Genomic DNA, 16,085 nt, shown 5'->3' with positions numbered 1-16,085 from the left:
TCGGGCTCATTCCGATGACGACATCACGGCTCGGCGGTGTCGTCACGGGGTGGTCGTCCCCGGCCTGCATCGCGGCTCCGTCTGTCCGGGCGCGGGTCCGTGGGGTCGACGAGGTTCAGTGTCCCGTCGGGGTTGGTCCCGATCCCGAACTCCTGCTTGCCTGTGCTGAGCGTGCTGGATGGAGCGCCGGAGTCGATGAGACGCTGCTGGTCGGCCTTCATCCTCGCCAGCTTGGCCCGCTGCTCGTCGGACGGGACGAACTTGCTGTCACCGGTCACGGCGCTTCCTCCAGGTAGACGGTGGTAGTTCCATTCGGAAGCTCCGCGCGATCGAGGACCGTGAATCGGCTGCCGCTGTCGAGGCCAGCTGCTCGGTGTCGACCGTGAACTCCCCGGCCACCTCAGGCCCCCAGGTCAAGGCTGGACCCGGACTGGTCGAGCCCAGCGGCGTTGGTGCGCTCGGTCCCGGCGTAGGCGTGTGCGTTGTCGGTGAGCAGACCCGCGGTGGTGTCGAGCCCGCCGATCACCTCGTGCGCCCCGTGCGCCCGCTGGTCGACGTCGCGGCGGAACGCATCGGCGGCCTGGCTGGACCACCCGCCAGCGAGCAGTGCGTCGACCCGGGCGAGGAGGGCCCGCACCCGGCCGTCCAGCGCGTCGGCGGACGCCTGCACCCCGGCCGAGGCGCGGTGAGCTCCTCCGGGGTGACCCCCAACGGACCGGACACGCTCACACCCCCTCGCTCGGCCTCCTGTCTACCTGCGACGGGGGCCGGCGCGCAGCGGTTCCCGGACGAGACCGGTTCGCGCGCAACAAGATCGGACCAAGCGCGCAGGTCGGTAGCAACGGGACAACTCCGTCACCGATCGGCCGGGTCCGGCGTCGACCGGGCAGCGTCCGTGGTCACGGGGACGACGGGTGCTGCCGGATCGGTGCGGCGGAGGGGGAGCCTCAGGCGCGCTGGACGGCGTCGGCCTGCGGGCCGCGGTCGCTCTGCCGCGTCCGGAAGCGCACGCGGTCGCCCGCCTCGAGGGGCTCCTCGCCCTCGACCACCGACACGTGGACGAACAGGTCCGCCCCGCCGCCGTCCGGGGTGATGAAGCCGAAGCCGCGGTCGGCGTCGTAGCGTGCGACGGTGCCCTCGCCGCCCCCGCCCGGGGACCGACGGGCCGTCGGCGCCGGGCGGGTCGCCGCGTCACCCACGAGCTCCACGTCGCGGGCCTGCCGACCCTGGTCGGTGGTGACCGTGGAGAACGTGACCCGGTCCCCGGCCGCCAGCACGTGGTCGGGGTCGACGAGAGCGCGGCTGTGGACGAACACGTCACCCTTCCCGTCGTCGGCGGTGATGAAGCCGAAGGACTTCTCCTCGTTGAACCAGTCGACCGTGCCGTCCGCCCCGTCGCGCACCGCCGACGAGCCGGTCGCCGCGACGCCGGGACCGAGGGGGACGACGTGCTGGGCCTGCGGGCCGCGGTCCCCGGGCTCCACGACGAAGGCGACGCGCTGCTCGGCGGTGAGCACCCCACCGGTGACGATCGCCGACGAGTGGACGAACACCTCGGCCCCGCCGCCGTCAGGGGCCGCGAAGCCGTAGCCCTTGGCCGGCTCGTACCAGGAGACGGTCGCGAGCACGCCCAGCACGGCGCCGGCCGCGACGTCCCCGGTCACCGTCACCCCCAGCGCCTGGGGGCCGCGGGGTCCCTCGCCGGTCTCGAACTCGACGGCCTGTCCCTGCCGCAAGACCCGCTCGCCGGCCACGGGCGCCACCTCGGAGACGTGGACGAACACGTCCGGGGCGCCGTCGTCGGGCGCGAGGAAGCCGAAGCCGCGCTCGAGGTCGAAGAAGCGGACGGTTCCCTGCTGCACGAGTCCTCCACGGTTGGCCGTCACCTGTCGGGCCCAGTGTCGCAGCCGCCGACCCCGGTGGTGCCCTGGTGGTCGACGGGCCCGGGGCGTGGCCGGTCGGGCAGCGTGGGTGGTCGTGGTGACGACGGGTGCTGCCGGATCGGCGTGAGACGGGGCCGCGGGACGGCCGAACGCCCCGCCCGTGGTGCTGGTGGGCGGGGCGTCCGGGTCGTGCTCGGTCAGTACTGGGGGTCGGCGCCGATGACAGGAGGTGCGACGACGCGGCCGTCGGCGAAGTGCTCGAAGTCCTTGAGGTAGTCCGGGGTCTCGTGCTCGTCGTCGTCCTGCCCACCACGGCGACCGGCCCCACCCGGGCCCACCCCGGCACCACCACGACCACTCGTCCCGGCACCGCCGCGGGCACCGACACCCTCCCCGGCCGGACCGGACCCGTTCAGGGCACTGGAACCGCCGAGCTCGCCGCGGCCACCACCCTCGCCAGCGACCCCGCCACGACCGGTGGTCTCGCCGAACCCGCCGCGACCGGACACCCCACCACCGCGGCCGGCGGACGCCCCGGCACCACCACGGCCAGCCCCGGTGCCACCGCGGCCCGTCCCGGACCCGGCCAGACCGGCCGCACCCGCGGCCCCGAGCTGACCCGCACCGCCACCACCCCGACGCCCTGCGGTGCCGGCCCCAGCACCCGTGCCCGCTGCGGCACCCCCGGTAGCCGGGGCCGCGGAGTGCGCACCGCGTCCACCAGCACCCGCGGCGGTGGTGCCCGCACCACCCGGGGCGACCGAACCCCCTGTCACCGGGGTGTACCCGGCGCTCCCGGTCGAGGACCCCGGAGCACCGGACGCACCGGACACCGTGCCCTGCTGCGCACCCTGGTACTGCTGGGTGCCCTGGGCCACCTGACCACCCGCACCACCACCGGTCTGCGCCGTCGAGCCCACCGACGCCGCCGACGTCGTCGCCGCGTACCCCGACACCGCACCACCACCCAGACCGTCATACGTGGCGTTGCTGCCGCCGGTCCCGCTTCCGTCGGCGCCGCCGCCGGCCGTCATCGGCGGGACGGGCGCCCACTCCTTCGGCTCTGTGTGCTTCGCCGAGGCTGCGGCGTAACTGGCGAGCGCGGCTTGGGCCTGCGCGTTCTGTGCGGCGACGACCATGTCGGCGTGCTCGGCGGCGAGGGGCGAACCGGGCAGAGGCATGCCTAGCTTGGCGGCCTTGTTCCAGGCGCCCGCGGCCGCCTGGGCTGCGTCCGCCTCGGCAGGCGTCGGGCAGGCGTTCTTGCCGGCTTCGTAGGACACGCCGTATCCCGCCGCGCCCGCCCCGGTGAGCGACGCGTTCAGGCCGGCGTCGTCAGACCAGTCGCCAAACGGCGAGAGGCGGGCGATCGCGGCGTCCGCGGCCTCGCCCTCCCATCCCTCTTTCGCGTTGCCGAGGGCCTGCGTGAACAGGTCGTTAGCCGCGTCCATCGCCTCACGGACCGCCACCCACGCGTACTGGGCGTTGTAGGCCTCGGCTGAGCCAGGGCCGTTGTACAGCTGGTGCGCGATGTCAACGGCGGAGAGCGAGCCGATGTTTGGTGACTCCATGGGTCCTCCAGCTAGTTCGAGGTGAGGGCAGTGATGGCGGCGGCGGCGAACTCCGCGGCTTTCTCGCACAGCGGGGCTACCGGGTCCGACTGCGGCCCGCTGCTGCTCGTCGACAAGTTCTGCGAGTCGGCGACATCAACCGCGATGGTGCAACCACCGAGCTGCTGGTCCTGCACTGAATAGGCCATGTAGCCCATGATCTTCATGGGGCTGACGATGTTGCCTGGAGACGATTGGGAAAACTTCTGGTAGCCCTCAGCGGCGTCGAAGAACAACGTTGTTCCTTCTATTCCCGTCAAGTCTGGGTAGTCGCAGGCGAGAGCTGCCACGCCAGTTCGCTTCTGACCCACGCTTGAACGCCTGTAGCCCGAGCTGGCTAACACGTCGGCAGGAACAGCGGTGCATGGGTCCAGCCCCGCAAGGTCGATCTCGCGTGGCCGGGCGTTCACTGCTGGCGGGGGGCTTTCCGTCGCCGACCCCACTGTCGCTGTGGACGCCGTCGACGGCGTCTGGCTGGACTTAGCCGGTGCCGCACTTGGCTGTGAACTGCACGCGCTGACCAGGACGATCGACGCCACGGCGCCACCGACGACGGCAGATAAATTGGGGGTCAGAACGCCGAGCCTGCCCGTCATGGCAGTCGATCGTCGGCCAAGTAGGCCGATCCGTTTGCTCTGAGGTTCGTGATCGCGGCCTCGACCTGCTGCGCGGCTTCTTCCATCCGCGCTAAGAGACGCGCTGCCGACGTGTGCAGGTTCTCAACTGCGTTCGACGAAGCGAAGTCCAACGCAGCGGGATGTCCTGCGAACTGCTGGATCTTCATCCGTCGAACTGCATTGATCTGGTCGAGGACCCCTTGAAGTTGTCCGATGGTGGCCTCGATTGTCTCGGGTGCGAAGACGAGGTTCTTGCCCCCGATTGATAGAACTGCGCCGCCAGCTGCCCCTGCTGCGGCGCCTGCGCTGACACCTGCGTAGTCCGACATCGCATCCTCCCAGTGGCCGATCTCCACGCTAACAAGGACGCAATCGACCCCGCAGCGGTTCCCGCGAGCTCGCCTGTGCGGTCCGACGCGCTGGAGGGAGACGAGAGCGGACAGCAAGCGGGGTGCCGCGGTCGCAAGCAGGCGTGAGGGCTTCCCGCACGGTGAGGGCTAGCCGGGCGCCTCGATCGGTCAAGGCGGCACGCGCCCTCTGGGGTGCCTGCAAGTCCGCCGCCCGGGAGCCGTCGAGGTGCGAGGGGCACTGCCGAACGCTGTCGAGCAGCAGTGGGTCCGGATGGTCGATCTGGGGCAACGGCCGCCGCCCGCGTCATCGCATCCGCGCCGCAAGACCGAGGGCCACGAACTTGGCGGCTCGGTCGCATCGCTCCGCGGGGCCGACCGACACTGTGCCCGGTTCCTCGCTGGCTACCGACGCCGCGGTTCGGGCCGCATGTACAGCTACTTGGAGATGAGAGCGGTGATGGCAGCCGCAGCGAACTCGGCGGCCTTCTCGCACAGCGGTGGGACCGGCGCGTCGAACGACCCGACGGTGGTGGTCGCCAACGACTGCGAGTCGGCGGTGTCGACGCCGACGGTGCAGGCGGCGCGCGACGGCTTCTGAACGGCAGAGGCCCTGAAGCCGGCGACATCGACCGGTGTCACGACGACGCCCTCATTTCGCTCGCCGTACTGCTCGTACCCCTCGGCCACGTCGAAGCTCAACGACGTTCCGTAGGGCGAGTTGACATCGCGGTAGGAGCAGGCCAACAACGATGAGCTGAGCTGTTGGGCTCCCAGCTTGGCCGGTGACGAGCCCAGACCAGCCAGCTCTCGGTCAGACATGACCGTGCACGGGTCCTTGCCGTCCAGGTCGAGGGAACGCGCTCGTTCCGAGGAGCTGGACTGGCTCAGCGGCGCAGCGTCGGGCGTCGGCTCCTTGCTCGTCGCGGGAGCAGGTGTGGGTACGCCGCCAGTGGCGTCCTGGCTACACCCCGCGCACGCTGCGCCCACCAAGGCCATGACCAGCAGGGCCGTGGGCCGCCTCACGACTGAGCACTGGCTGGTCCAGTGACGTCGCTGGTGCGGTAGGCCGACCCGTTCGCCTTCAAGTTGTCGATCGCGGCCTGCACCGGTACCTGCGCCTCGTCGAGTCGGACGAAGAGCGACTCAGCGGACGCACGGAGGTTCTTGACGGCGTTGGCTGACGCAAGATCGAGGGCGGCGGGCTCGCCCGTGAAGCTGAGGGCGTCGAATTGCCGAACCTGGTCGAGTATCCCCTCGAAGTGCGCGATCGTGGCGGCAATCGTCTCGGGCTCGAAGACGAGCTGCTTGCCCCCGATCGTCAGGGCTGCTCCCCCTGCGTCCTGCAGCATCGTGACCTCCTGTTACGCGTTTCCCACGCTAACAAGGACGCACTGGACCTCGCAGCGGTTCCTCGAGGTTCTCGGCTCGACGTGCCGCGAAGCGGCGGGACGCGCAGAGCTGCGGCAGCCCTTCCCGGTGGCCGCTACCCGCCGCGCAGCTAATGTGCGTGCCGCGTTCGTGACTGATTCACCCGCCGCGCAGAACCGCCACGGTGAGTGTCGCGAACTGGATCGCGCGGTCGCAGAGCGGCGCGACGGGTTCGGATGGTGACCCGATGCCGGACGCTGAGAGCGTCTGTCCGTCGAAGACGTCAATCTTGACGGTGCAGCCCCCGAGCTGTTGGTCCTGCACGGTGTAGGCGGAGTACCCGGACACCTCAGTCGGTGCGAGCGTCGTGCCGGCAGGCGCCCCACTGGGCAGCGTCGCACCGGCCCCCGTGTCGAAGAAGAGACCAGCTCCGTCCATGCGGCCATCAAAACGGAACGTGCAGGACTTCTTTGTTGGGCCGATGTCTTGGGCTACGCCTGGGACCCGGTAGCCGAGCCCCGTCAGGGCAGCGGGGTCGATGGTGGTGCAGGGGTCCTTGCCGGTGAGGTCGATGTCCGTGGGTCGGGCCGAAGCCGTCTGGGTCGGGGCCTCCTGCGTCGTCGGCGGCTCTGCCGTCGTGCTCGAGTCCGCCTGCGGCGTCCCAGGTGAGACCGAGGGCCCGCCGCACGCGGCAAGCAGCAGTGCCGACCCGACCAGCGAACCGGCGCACGAGAGCAACGCAACCGTGGTGTGTAGAGCCCGCCGGCCTGGTGTCAGCACCTCTGGACGGTAGCGAGCGGCGGACCGTGATGGTCGCGAACTGATGACCGACTGGCGCACCCAGCTCGCAGACCGTGGACTCCGAGGGTGTGCACGACCGGCCGCGCCACGTCTCTGTTCCCGCGTCCCGGCCGTCAAGTAAAAGTCGAGGTCGCTGTGACGGCACGCCCCGTGGCGCGGTGGTGACTGCATCGACCCGGCCGTGGCGGCGCGACAACCCCGTCGAGGTCGTGGTGGTCTACGTGCGGTGGCGGCCGGTCCTGCCCAGGTGGTCGCCGATGCCCAGGTGCTGCCGCGCGGGTCGGTTGGTGTCCGCTCCTGCGGCCACTGAGTGCTCGAAGCCGTTGCGCACCAACGCCCAGGCGTCCCGGTTCTCGTAGAGGCTCGCGTTCGACACCCTCAGTCGGCGCCCGCTGGAGTCGCGCAGGACCCAGTCCATCCGCGTGAAGTAGTTCCCGCGGATGCTGACGAGGTCGTAGAGGCTGACCCACTTCCGGCCCACCCTCAGCCAGTCGGAGCCCACCTCGAGCGTCGTCCGGTGCCCGCGCGGCCAGGACACGACCACCACGAGCACGATGAACACCCAGGCACCCCACGCCGACAGCCACGAGACACCGTTCGACGCGATCGTCATCAACGCGACCCCGTACACGAGTATCGCGCCCCCGACGAGGAGAACGGTGCGCTGGCTCGTCGCTGTCCACTCGAGCGCGGGACCGCGACCGTCCGGGGGCGGCGTCGTCGGTCGCCCGGGCCGGTCCTCGCCGGCCGTCGGGGTGCTGCCGCTGGGACGGGGCAGACCGGTCCACCGGTCGGGGCGCGGCTCGAGCGGTGGCACCCAGCCCCCGCCGTCGGGGTCGTTCAGGGACACGGCCACGCGCGAAACCGGACCCATCTCCCGTGGTGACGGAGCCTGCGAGCAGTCACCCGACCACCGTAGGTCGAACCCGCCCGGCGCCGGGGGCCTTCCGGTGATCGGGCAGCGCGCGTGCTCACCGCATGATGGCCACGCGCTGCTCGGCGGTGAGCACACCGCCGGCGATGATCACGGACGAGTGGACGAACACCTCGGTCCCGCCGCCGTCGGGGCCGCGAAGCCTTGTCTCGATGAGACCAACCCGCCCGCGTAGCCGCGCACGAGGTCGACCACGCGGGCTCAGAGTCGCGGCCGTCGGTTGCCACGCGACCGTGGTGCCGGCGTCACGCGCGGCCGCCCAGCACCCCGGCGGCCCGTGCGGCGCGCAGCCAGTCCGGGAACTCGCCCAGCAGACGGTCGTAGAGCTCCGCGTCGCTGACCGCGTCGATGTCGTCGAGGGCGAAGAAGCCGACGTTGTCCACCTCGCGGCCGTCGAGCTCGTCGAGCCGCGTGAGCAGCCCGTAGTTGGCCTGCCCCACCCCGACGAACTGGAAGAACGCGGGCAGCCCGGCGGCGCGCCGGATGAGCGCGGTGATGGCGGCCTTCTGCGAGAACCCGCCGTCGGTGAAGAACAGCACCAGCGTCGGCAGCTCGGCCCCGCGCTGCAGCTGCTGGAGGATGGTGGTGAGGACGGGGATCTCGTCGTTGCTGTGACCGATCGCGTCGTGGTCGATGCCGGCGTGGACACCGGCGAGGTGCAGGTGCGCGTCGCACCACCGGGACAGCTCGGCCACGTGGAGGTCCGGCAGCACGGCCACCCCGCGGGCGTAGAGCAGGCACTCGAGCGCGCCGTCGTCGTCGAGCTGTACCGCCACGGGCACCACCCGCTCGACCACGCGCCGCACCACACCGGTGTTGTACTGCTTGCGCATCGAGCCGGTCTTGTCCATGACGAGGACGACGCGCGCCCGCACCTGCGGCGCCCCCTTGGTCAGCAGCACCGTCGCCACGGCCCGCTTGCGGAGGTCGAGCTTCTCGCGCACCGCCGGGGCCAGCCGCTCCTCCCCGGGCACCGAGCGGACCACCGGCTCGGTCGGCGCGTCGTCGTTCTCGTCGTCGTCGACGCTGACCCCGTGCTCGCGGACCAGTGCGGGCAACCCCTCGGCCCACCCGGCGGACCGGTTCCGGACCTTCCACGCCCCCGCGCGCCGGTAGACCTCCACGAGCACGGCAGCCCGCTCGGTCGTCAGCCCCGCCGCGTGGCACTCGTGCCCGCCCACCCGCACCGCGAGCCCGGCGACGTCGGCCAGCGGGGTCTCCGCGGCGACGGCCACCGCCAGGGTCGTGACGTCGGCGGGCACCCGGGCCAGGTCGACCTCGACCTGGTCGCCGCCGACGAGCCGCACCGCACCCTCCGGCGAGCGGGGCTGGTTGTAGAAGACCAGGTCGTCGTCGGTGCGCACCACGCCGGCGTCGGTGAGCTGCAGGACGAGCAGGTCCACCGTGCCGGGCTGCGCACCGGTGACGGCCAGGGTCAGCCCGCGGTCGGTCGGCTCGGTCAGGACGGCGTTGGCGCCGCGGGGGAGGTCGGCCACGCTGCCCAGTGTGACGGCCCCCGCGGGGGCAGCTGTGGACGAGACCTTGCCTCCTGGCTGCAGCAATCACGCACAGCCGTCAGCGGGCGTAGATCTCCAGCTCGTGCAGCGAGTACCCGAACGGGGTTCCCCGAGCCACACCCTGCATCCGTACGTACCGCGCCGTGGTCGGGTCGAACCCGACGGACACCGTGCCCGGCTGCCCGTCGCGCACGGCGGCCACGGTGCGGGACGTCGTCCCGTCGTCGGAGACCTGCACGTCGAACGACCGGCCGTAGGCGTACTCCCAGCGCAGCACGGCCCGGGCCACGGTCTGCGCCGAGCCCAGGTCGACGGTGATGGACTCCCCGTCGGCCCACCGCCCGCTGGCCCACCGGGTGCGCAGGTCGCCGTCGGTCGCGTTCCCGGCAGGCAGGTCCGGGCCCAGGCCGAGCACGGGGCGCTGGCTCGAGCTGGCCGTCGCCGGGCGGCCCAGCGCCAGGTTGGCCACGTCGTCCCCGCGGTGCGCCGGGTACTGCACCACCTGCTGGTAGGTGGGCCGGTTCTGCCAGCTGATCTGCGGGTCGCTGACCCCGCCGAACGGTGACTGCACGATGGAGTCCGCGCACCACTGGTCCCCCGCCGCGCAGTAGCTGTCGCCCGGGTAGGTCGTGGTCAGCGGCGTGGCCGCGGCCGCGCCCAGGGAGTCCAGCAGCACCTGCCGGCACGCCGCGGGATCCCCACCGCCGCAGAAGGTCCGGGGCAACGGGTCGGCCACTGGCCGGCCCAGCACCCGGCGCAGGTCCTTGTCGAGGTAGCCCCACCAGCCCTGCTGGAACGCCGAGCCCCGGTGCTTCACCCCCGACGGGGACTGGTCCACCGGCAGCGTCGCGGCCAGCGCCGTGCGCAGCCCCGCGCTGATCCCGTCCGGCCCACCGCCCAGCACGGCCTGGGTGACCAGCGGCCACCAGGCGTCCATCAGCGTCAGCGCGTCGGCGTCGGCGTTCGTCCTCGACCCCGCCGCGGTGGGGTGCCGGCCGGCCCCGTCGGCCAGCCACGACCGCAGGGTCGCCACCGCCCCGGCCTGCGCCGGGTCGGCCACCGGGGCGGACCCGATGACGTCGAGCAGCTCGGGCAGCACCTGCTGGCCGCGCAGGTCGGCCTCGGCGGCGGACTCCATCGCCTGCGTCAGCTCGACCGCGCTGACCCCGCCGCGGGCCACGAGCGCGGACACCCGCTGGTCGAGCAGGTCCCCGCGGTGCACCGCGCCGTAGGCGAAGTTGCCGTCGGCCGCGCTGTAGGCCGGGGCCTGCTTGTTGTTCCACGAGATGTAGTAGTCCTGGTCGACCGACTGCGGGTGCGCGTCGAACGGGGTCACCGCCGAGCGGTTCGTCGTCGGGTCGTAGCCCACCCACTCCTGGTCGGGCCGGGCGCGGGCGGGCAGGTTGGGGTCCATCGTGGACGACCGCACCGGGTTGGTGCCGGAGTTGTAGTAGGCGGTGCTGCGGGAGTCGGCGTAGAACCAGTTGAACGCGTAGCCGATGTCCGACGCCGCCCGCTGGAAATCCGCGGCCGACTGGACGAACGCGGGGTCGTTGAGCTCCTGGAACCCGATGATCGAGTCGGCCTCGTGGAAGTACGTGGAGCGCAGCTTGGCGAAGGCCACCGGCACCCCACCCACGGTGGCGCGGCTGCTGACGAGCCCGTACTTGGTCCGGTAGGTGACCAGGTCGTAGGAGCCGGCCGGGGTGTCGTCGGCCAGGGTCGGCGACCACGTGTTGCTCCGGGTCAACGCCTCCATCGGGGTGCAGCTGCCGTGGTAGTCGTAGAACAGCGACTGCGGGTCGACGGCGCCGCCGCTGGGGTTGCACAGGGTCAGCGCGTAGGTGTCGGTGATGTCCTGCCCCGCGGAGGTGGCCGACCACGAGTAGTCCTGCCCGCGGCCGAGCAGGGTGTAGAAGCTGACCCCGGCGAAGGCCGCACCGCGCGAGGAGATCCCGGGCCCCTGCAGCTCCTGGAGCATGAGCAGCTGCGGGGCGTAGTAGCCGGTCTGCGGGCCGAACACCGCCACCGGGTGGCCGTCGTCGGTGTGCGCGCCGGACACCAGCAGGGCGTTGGACATGCCGTGGGTGGGGTCGCGCAGCAGGCCGTCCGGCAGCACACCGGTGGCCTGCGTCTGCGCGGTGGTGGCCGAGCCGGTCGGGTTGGTCACCAGCGGCTGCGGGGTGAGCGTGCCCGGGTCCGGCAGGGCGACCCCGGAGGTGTCGGCGGGGGCCTGGCCGTACGGGAAGGAGGTGCCGTCGTGCACGGTGGTGACGGCCTCGGCGTCGTTCTGCGAGCGCAACGACCGCCACAGCGCGTCCCCCTGCTCGACGCCGTACTGGGCCTGCGCGGCCTGGCGGACCAGCGCGGACTGCAGCTCCATCCCGCCGCCGGCGCCGAAGATGCCGCCGACGAGGGAGGCGATGGCGACGACGTCGTTCGGGGTGAAGTCCGCGATGCCCTCCCCGGTGAGGCCGTTGGCGTTGCCCGTCAGCAGGTACTCCCCGGGCTGGGTGAGCACCCCCTTCGCCCTCGCGATCCACGCGTTGATGCCGGCGACGTAGGCCAGCACGTCCTGGTAGGCCTGCTCGCCGCGGGCGCCGAGGCCACGGACAGCCTGCACCTGGGCGGCCAGCTCGTCCTCGGTGTACGGCGCCTTGGACCACTGGTCCTGCTCCATGCTGCGGTTGCCCGCCGCGCCCCCGGCGAAGCTGGTGAGGTCGGCCCGGCCCGCGTGGCGCAGCACGTCCATCAGCCAGAGCCGGTCCTGCCCCGCGGCGTACCCGGCGCCGAACTCGGTGCCCTCCCGGGTGGTGCCGGTGACGTGGGGGACCCCAGTGGCCTTGTCTCGGACGATGGTGACGTCCGGGCGGGGGGAGACGCTGCTGGCCACCTGGTCGGGGGCGACGCCGAACGACGCGTCGTTGAAGAACCGCCCCAGCTGGTCCTCGGTGAGACCGCCGTACGACGTCAGCAGCGCGTCGTACGGGCCGAGCTGGTCGTCGGTGTGGGGCGGGCGGTAGTCGACGAGCTTGTTGCCGATGATCTGCAGCAGGGTGGCGCTGCCGTTCTCCCCGGGCGGGAGGATGTCGTGGCACTGCCCCAGGCAGTAGTCACCCGCGGCCGCGTACGGGCTGGTCGGTGGTGCGGCCTGCGCGGGCGTCGTGCCGGCGAGCCCGGCCGCGACCGCCAGCGCGGTGAGCAGCGTGGCAGCCCGTCGTCCCCAGCTGGTGTGCATGCCCGCTCCCGCCCTCGGTGACCCCGTCGGGCGCACCCTATGACCGGGGTCACACCGGCGGGGATCAGGTGGTGCGCAGCACCAGGAGGAACTGCCCGCCGCCGGGGTCGACCTGCGTGCTCACCCGCAGGTCGGGGGCGAGGCGGGAGAGCCGGTCGACCAGCCAGGCGCCGGCCTGCTCGGCGTCCTCGCGGGTGGGGCAGCGGGCGACGACCTCCCGGCCGCCCCTGCGGCCCAGCCGTTCCGCGACCCCGACGATGGGGGCCGGGTCGACGACGAACAGCTCCGCCGGCCACGGGACGACGGGGGTGACGGCGCCCTTGCGGGTGTTGCACGCGCGGTGGGCCAGGCGCTCCTGGCCCTTGGCGGCCTTCTTGCCCTTGGGTGCGGCGATGGAGTCCATGCTCGGGCCGCGGGCGTCGTTGACCGACATGGACGGGTCGACGGGCTCGTCGCACAGCCAGCAGCGCCAGCCCTCGCGCTCGCCGACCTCGGTCAGGGTGCTCATGACGGGCCACGCTACGGGGCTGGGCGGGCCGCGCTGCGGGGCTGGGCGGGCCGCGCTGCCGGGTTCGGCGGGGCGATGATGGGGGCATGGGAGCGCAGGAGAGCATGGCGGCGGCGGGCGAGGCGCTGGTGGACCGGGTGCTGGCCCTGGGGGTGGAGGGCGTGGGGCCGCTGCGCAGCGCCGTCGAGGTCGCCGACCGCGAGCTGGTGACCGCGGCCGACGCCGAGGTGGCCATCCAGTCGCTGCTCACCGTGCACCGCCGGCTGGTGGGGGCGACCGGGTTCGTCACCAGCATCGGCGGGGCGGCCGCGCTGGCCGTCGGGCTGCCGGCGGACGTCACGTCGTACCACGCCGTGGCCGCGCGGCTGTCCTTCGCGATCGCGCACCTGCGCGGCTACGACGTGACCGACGAGGCGGTACGCACCCTGGTGCTGCTGTGCCTGCTGCCGGAGTCGGCGGGCCGGGAGCTGTTGTCGAATAGGGGGATCGAGCCGTCCCGGTCGTCGACCGTGGGACAGCTGCGGACGCTGGACGCCGAGGCGCTCGTCGACCTGCAGCGCAGCGTCGGGCACAAGCTGGTGGCGTCGTTCGGCCGCAAGGGCGCGCTGAACCTGGTCAAGCTGGTGCCGATCGTCGGTGGCGGGGTCGGCGCGGGGACGAACGTGGTCGACCTGACCGGGAGCGCGCGGCGGACGAAGCTGGCGTTCCCGCCGCGGGGGCGACCGCGCTACGACGAGGGTGTGACGGTGATCGACGGCTGACCGGTCCGCCTGTGTGTGCGGTCGGGCAGCGTGGGTGGTCGTGGTGACGACGGGTGCTGCCTGATCGGCGGGACGCGGCAACGCGCGGTGACGTGCCCCGTTACCGGAGGTCGCGTGCTTCCCAGCGCTACCTCTGAGCAAGCAGGTTGGTCATCGCGATCTCAGCCAGCTGCTGCGCTGCGGAGCAGATGAGCTCGAGCGGCGTTCCCGTATCGTCGTCGCGCTGTGTCTCGAGCAGCTGTCCGTCGGCGACGTCGACCACGATGATGCAGCCGAGCGGGTCGGTGGGACGGGTAACCCTGAACGCGGGAAAGCCGGCCACGGACACGCTGGTTGAGTTACGGCTGCTGTTCGAGCCTCCGTACTGGGTGGCCGCTTGGCCGCTCGTTGTGAAGATCTCGTACGAGGACGGGACGGAGCTGCTGTTCAGCAGGCACTGAATGCCGGGGCCACCATCTTCCGGGCGCGACGAGCTCCGCACGCCGGGACCGAGTGCTGCGAGCTGGACGTCGGTGATCAACGAGCACGGCAGTACTCCGGTCAGGTCGATGGCGCGGGGTCGAACCGAAGAACTGGACGTCTCGACCGCCCACGACGTCCCCGCCGCCGACGGCGCAGCCGAAGGGGACTCGTACGCCGCCTCAGGTGATCCGCCGGTACGCGCGTCGCACGCCGCAATGCAAAGCCACGTGACCACGACGAGGAGGGCGGGAATTGTGCTGCGCGCAGGGCGGGCGGGGCCCCGGTGACCCGACGCCGTGACGCGACTGGCCGGGCTGGGCTTGTCAAACATCGCGGGGGGCCGCACGTCGTCCGCGGGGTGCGTCGCAGTCTGCTCGCCATGTCCCCGGACCCGGGGTCGGGCGGAGTGCGTCAATCGACGTAATGGGCTGGCCATCGTTCTGCAGTGCCGGCATTCTCACCCCCTGGCGACGTCGGCTGACGATAGCGAGCGGGCACTCACGCCCGCTGCGTTTCGCACGATGGCAAGCTCGGCCTCGGGATCGGGCAGCGTGGGTGGTCGTGGTGACGACGGGTGCTGCCGGATCGGCCTGAGGCGGGGGCCGCGGATGGCGGACGCCCCGCCCGTGGTGCTGCTGGGCGGGGCGTCCGGGTCGGGCTGGGGTCAGTACTGGGGGTCGGCTCCGATGACGGGGGGTGCGACGACGCGGCCATCGGCGAAGTGCTCGAAGTCCTTGAGGTAGTCCGGGGTCTCGTGCTCGTCATCGTCCTGCCCACCACGGCGCCCGGCCCCACCCGGGCCCACCCCGGCGCCACCACGACCACCGGTGGCCCCGGCACCGCCGCGGGCACCGACACCCTCCCCGGCCGGGCCGGACCCGTTCAGGGCATTGGATCCGCCGAGCCCGCCGCGGCCACCGTCCTCGCCGGCGACCCCGCCACGACCGGTGGTCTCGGAGAACCCGCCGCGCCCGGACACCCCACCACCGCGGCCGGCGGAACCCGCCCCGGCACCACCACGACCAGCCCCGGTGCCGCCGCGGCCCGCCCCGGACCCGGCCACCCCGGCCGCGCCCGCGGCCCCGAGCTGACCCGCACCACCACGACGGCCCGCGGTGCCGGCCCCAGCACCCGCACCGGCCGCGGCACCCCCGGTCACCGGGGTTGATGCGTGCGCACCCCGCCCCCCAGCACCGGCGGCGGTGGTGCCCGCCCCACCCGGGGCAACCGAACCGCCCGTCACCGGGGTGTACCCGGCGGTCCCGGTCGAGGACCCCGGAGCACCGGCCGCACCGGACACCGTGCCCTGCTGCGCACCCTGGTACTGCTGGGTGCCCTGGGCCACCTGACCACCCGCACCACCCCCGGTCTGCGCCGTCGAGCCCACCGACGCCGCCGACGTCGTCGCCGCGTACCCCGACACCGCACCACCACCGAGACCGTCGTAGGTGGCGCTGCTGCCGCCGGGGCCGGTCGTGCCTCCACCGGTGCCGGCGGTCAGCTGCGGCGAGGCAGCAAACGGGGTGGGCGTCGTGTGCTGAACCACCACAGCCTGGTAACCAGCCATAGCTGCCTGGGCCTGAGCGTTCTGCGCCGCGACAACCGCGTCGGCGTGCTCCGCGGCGACGAGGGATCCGGGAAGAGGCATGCCCGCAGCAGCGGCGGTGTTCCACGCAGCCGCGTTGGTCTGCGCGGCCGCGGCTTCCTCGGGGCTCGGGCAAGCGTTCTTGGCGGCCGCGTAGGCGACGCCGTAGCCCGCTGCTCCGGCACCCGTCCGAGAAGCCGCCAAGCCAGCGTCATCCGTCCACGCGGAGAAGGGGGTCAGCCGGGCAATCGCGGCGTCCGCGGCCTCACCTTCCCAACCCTCCTTGGCGTTCCCCAACGCCTGGGTGAAGATGTCGTTCGCGCGGTCCATGGCCTCGCGCATCGCGACCCACCCGTACTGGACGCGGTACGCCTCGGCAGCGCCCGGCCCGTTGTACAGGAGAGCGGCGATCTCGACGGCGGACTGCGATGCGATGTTCGTTCCCACAGCGGGC

Annotated in this window: 16 protein-coding genes; 1 reads left to right on the top strand and 15 read right to left on the bottom strand. The window is 72.6% G+C overall.

Features of this window, described 5'->3' with window-relative positions; genetic code table 11:
- Nucleotides 1–23: 23 nt before the first annotated feature.
- The 13 genes from ACYVOF_RS18060 to ACYVOF_RS18000 form a co-directional block, all read right to left on the bottom strand.
- The gene (locus ACYVOF_RS18060) at nt 24–278 is read right to left on the bottom strand and encodes a hypothetical protein (protein ID WP_460868933.1); all 255 of its coding nucleotides are present in this window, start codon (nt 276–278) and stop codon (nt 24–26) included.
- 122 nt (nt 279–400) lie between these two features.
- The gene (locus ACYVOF_RS18055; protein ID WP_460868931.1) at nt 401–670 is read right to left on the bottom strand and encodes a WXG100 family type VII secretion target; all 270 of its coding nucleotides are present in this window, start codon (nt 668–670) and stop codon (nt 401–403) included.
- A 277-nt stretch (nt 671–947) separates the two neighbouring features.
- Complete coding sequence (locus ACYVOF_RS18050; RefSeq protein ID WP_460868930.1) at nt 948–1,862, bottom strand: cold-shock protein; 915 nt, start codon at nt 1,860–1,862, stop codon at nt 948–950.
- 218 nt (nt 1,863–2,080) lie between these two features.
- Nucleotides 2,081–3,451 carry a PPE domain-containing protein gene (locus ACYVOF_RS18045; protein ID WP_460868928.1) on the bottom strand — a complete coding sequence of 457 codons (1,371 nt, stop codon included), beginning with the start codon at nt 3,449–3,451 and terminating at the stop codon, nt 2,081–2,083.
- Between the two features lie 11 nt (nt 3,452–3,462).
- The gene (locus ACYVOF_RS18040; protein ID WP_460868927.1) at nt 3,463–4,086 is read right to left on the bottom strand and encodes a DUF3558 family protein; all 624 of its coding nucleotides are present in this window, start codon (nt 4,084–4,086) and stop codon (nt 3,463–3,465) included.
- On the bottom strand, nt 4,083–4,463 hold the full coding sequence (locus ACYVOF_RS18035) for a PE domain-containing protein (RefSeq protein WP_460868925.1): 381 nt from the start codon (nt 4,461–4,463) through the stop codon (nt 4,083–4,085). Before ACYVOF_RS18035 ends, ACYVOF_RS18040 begins: the two co-directional genes overlap by 4 nt.
- 429 nt (nt 4,464–4,892) lie before the next feature.
- Nucleotides 4,893–5,453: a DUF3558 domain-containing protein gene (locus tag ACYVOF_RS18030; protein ID WP_460868923.1), complete on the bottom strand. Its 561-nt coding sequence runs from the start codon at nt 5,451–5,453 to the stop codon at nt 4,893–4,895.
- Nucleotides 5,454–5,476: 23 nt separating this feature from the next.
- The gene (locus ACYVOF_RS18025; RefSeq protein WP_460868922.1) at nt 5,477–5,806 is read right to left on the bottom strand and encodes a hypothetical protein; all 330 of its coding nucleotides are present in this window, start codon (nt 5,804–5,806) and stop codon (nt 5,477–5,479) included.
- A 178-nt stretch (nt 5,807–5,984) separates the two neighbouring features.
- Nucleotides 5,985–6,605 (bottom strand): DUF3558 domain-containing protein, encoded by a 621-nt coding sequence (locus tag ACYVOF_RS18020; RefSeq protein WP_460868920.1) that lies wholly within the window; start codon nt 6,603–6,605, stop codon nt 5,985–5,987.
- Between the two features lie 238 nt (nt 6,606–6,843).
- Nucleotides 6,844–7,239 carry a hypothetical protein gene (locus tag ACYVOF_RS18015; RefSeq protein WP_460868918.1) on the bottom strand — a complete coding sequence of 132 codons (396 nt, stop codon included), beginning with the start codon at nt 7,237–7,239 and terminating at the stop codon, nt 6,844–6,846.
- A 566-nt stretch (nt 7,240–7,805) separates the two neighbouring features.
- Entirely contained in the window at nt 7,806–9,056 is a 1,251-nt protein-coding gene (locus tag ACYVOF_RS18010; RefSeq protein ID WP_460868917.1) for a VWA domain-containing protein, read from the bottom strand.
- Nucleotides 9,057–9,135: 79 nt separating this feature from the next.
- A complete protein-coding gene (locus ACYVOF_RS18005; protein WP_460868915.1) occupies nt 9,136–12,315 on the bottom strand; it encodes a penicillin acylase family protein in 3,180 nt (1,059 codons plus the stop codon).
- A gap of 64 nt (nt 12,316–12,379) precedes the next feature.
- A complete protein-coding gene (locus ACYVOF_RS18000) occupies nt 12,380–12,823 on the bottom strand; it encodes a hypothetical protein (protein ID WP_460868913.1) in 444 nt (147 codons plus the stop codon).
- Nucleotides 12,824–12,909: 86 nt separating this feature from the next.
- Between ACYVOF_RS18000 and ACYVOF_RS17995 the strand changes: the two genes are divergently transcribed.
- Nucleotides 12,910–13,584: an EcsC family protein gene (locus tag ACYVOF_RS17995; RefSeq protein WP_460868912.1), complete on the top strand. Its 675-nt coding sequence runs from the start codon at nt 12,910–12,912 to the stop codon at nt 13,582–13,584.
- Between the two features lie 127 nt (nt 13,585–13,711).
- Here the strand turns inward: ACYVOF_RS17995 and ACYVOF_RS17990 are convergent, their stop codons facing one another.
- Entirely contained in the window at nt 13,712–14,377 is a 666-nt protein-coding gene (locus tag ACYVOF_RS17990; RefSeq protein ID WP_460868910.1) for a DUF3558 domain-containing protein, read from the bottom strand.
- Between the two features lie 333 nt (nt 14,378–14,710).
- A complete protein-coding gene (locus ACYVOF_RS17985) occupies nt 14,711–16,078 on the bottom strand; it encodes a PPE domain-containing protein (RefSeq protein ID WP_460868908.1) in 1,368 nt (455 codons plus the stop codon).
- Nucleotides 16,079–16,085: the final 7 nt, after the last annotated feature.

The organism is Rhodococcus aerolatus, from assembly GCF_054783215.1.
The sequence above is the reverse complement of the archived record's forward strand: the minus strand, read 5'-3'. Positions and strand labels throughout refer to the sequence as shown.

What these genes read in the sequence shown, in the direction of transcription:
- ACYVOF_RS18045 (WP_460868928.1), bottom strand. Translation starts at nt 3,451, where the DNA reads ATGGAGTCACCAAACATCGGCTCGCTCTCCGCCGTTGACATCGCGCAC.
- ACYVOF_RS18040 (WP_460868927.1), bottom strand. Translation starts at nt 4,086, where the DNA reads ATGACGGGCAGGCTCGGCGTTCTGACCCCCAATTTATCTGCCGTCGTC.
- ACYVOF_RS18030 (WP_460868923.1), bottom strand. Translation starts at nt 5,453, where the DNA reads ATGGCCTTGGTGGGCGCAGCGTGCGCGGGGTGTAGCCAGGACGCCACT.
- ACYVOF_RS18025 (WP_460868922.1), bottom strand. Translation starts at nt 5,806, where the DNA reads ATGCTGCAGGACGCAGGGGGAGCAGCCCTGACGATCGGGGGCAAGCAG.
- ACYVOF_RS18015 (WP_460868918.1), bottom strand. Translation starts at nt 7,239, where the DNA reads ATGACGATCGCGTCGAACGGTGTCTCGTGGCTGTCGGCGTGGGGTGCC.
- ACYVOF_RS18005 (WP_460868915.1), bottom strand. Translation starts at nt 12,315, where the DNA reads ATGCACACCAGCTGGGGACGACGGGCTGCCACGCTGCTCACCGCGCTG.
- ACYVOF_RS18000 (WP_460868913.1), bottom strand. Translation starts at nt 12,823, where the DNA reads ATGAGCACCCTGACCGAGGTCGGCGAGCGCGAGGGCTGGCGCTGCTGG.
- ACYVOF_RS17995 (WP_460868912.1), top strand. Translation starts at nt 12,910, where the DNA reads ATGGGAGCGCAGGAGAGCATGGCGGCGGCGGGCGAGGCGCTGGTGGAC.
- ACYVOF_RS17990 (WP_460868910.1), bottom strand. Translation starts at nt 14,377, where the DNA reads ATGTTTGACAAGCCCAGCCCGGCCAGTCGCGTCACGGCGTCGGGTCAC.